The organism is Actinospineispora eucalypti (genome assembly GCF_039543365.1).
Taxonomy (GTDB): domain Bacteria; phylum Actinomycetota; class Actinomycetes; order Mycobacteriales; family Pseudonocardiaceae; genus Pseudonocardia; species Pseudonocardia eucalypti.
The window spans coordinates 1-1,263 of sequence record NZ_BAABJP010000034.1; the positions used below are offsets into that span (position 1 = coordinate 1).

Genomic DNA, 1,263 nt, shown 5'->3' on the forward strand with positions numbered 1-1,263 from the left:
CCTCCACCACCACAAGATCGAGACCCTACCACGAAAGATCACGAAGTGCGGCTGGAGTACTAGTACTGCAACGGCAGTTGGGTGAGCGGGTGGCCTCGTCGTCGGTAGTGGCTGAGGCGGGCTTGGTGTTGGCGTCGTCGGCGCCAATGTGACCAGGACCAGACGTGCGCGGGTGGCGGGGCGTGTCGCATGATCAGCGCGGTGATCAGGCGTCTGATCTCGGGTAGCGTCAGGTTGATCATGTCCTTCTGGTGGGATGCGAAGCCTGGTCAATGATGTCTGTGGCGGTCTGGGCGGTGGCCTGGACGCGCAGCCCAGTGAGCCAGGCCAGGGCGAGCATGGACAAGGTGATGTGCGCGTACCAGGCCCGGTAGCTGCGGACTTGGTAGTGGTCGAGACCGGCTTCGTTCTTGGCTTGGGCGAAGCATTCCTCGATCCGCCAGCGGGTCCCGGCGGTCCAGGCCAGATCGACGAGGGTCGACCGGCGAGGGCCGTAGCAGACGTAGTAGGCGATCTCGGTGGGGTCGCTGATCGAACGTCGCGCGAGCAGCCAGTGCCCGCGCCCGGCCCGCCAGCCGATCCGGATCGGTACCCGGGCCCAGTCGTAGAGCCGTGGGCCGTGCGCGCCCGCGCCGACCGACAACCTGCGCCAGGCCCGCGGGTTCACCGCGTCGATGAGAACGTCGGCACGCTGTTCGCCACCCAGCAGACCGTCGGCGGTGACGAGGGTGTCGTTGCGTTTGGTGGCCAGCACGTAGGCGGCGTCGTGCTGTTCAAGCCACACCCGCAGGTACTTGACCTGCCCGTAGGCCTCATCGGCGGTGACCCAGGAAAACGGCACCTGCCCTTCTTGATGAACCCGGTGTCGTCGAGGATCAACACCGCGGCCGAGTCGCCGAGCCGGTCCACAACATGATCGCGCACGCCATCGCGCAACCCGTCGACATCCCAGTCCGCCCAACGCAGCAACCGCTGCATCCCGTCCGGCGAGCCCTCGCCGGCGTGTTCAGCCAGCGTCCACCCATTCTTCCGTTCCAACCCCGCAACCAGCCCGGACACGTACTCACGCATCCGCACCCGCGGCTCCGCCCGCCGGAACCGGCCCGCTACCCGCTCATGCAGCCGATCAAGCTCGGCCACCGCAAGATCCACCACCACGAGCCGAGATCATCGCAGAGGCCCTCAACTGCCGTTGCAGTACTAGTACTCCAGCCGCACTTCGTTATGTGAGTTGTAATCGGCGTTGGTAGTGGCTGGTTCGGG

Annotated in this window: 1 pseudogene; it reads right to left on the bottom strand. The window is 66.2% G+C overall.

Going from position 1 to position 1,263, the window contains the following annotated elements:
- Positions 1 to 238 precede the first annotated feature (238 nt).
- Positions 239 to 1,158 (bottom strand): annotated as a pseudogene (locus ABEB12_RS28240) (IS701 family transposase).
- Between the last annotated feature and the right edge of the window lie 105 nt (positions 1,159 to 1,263).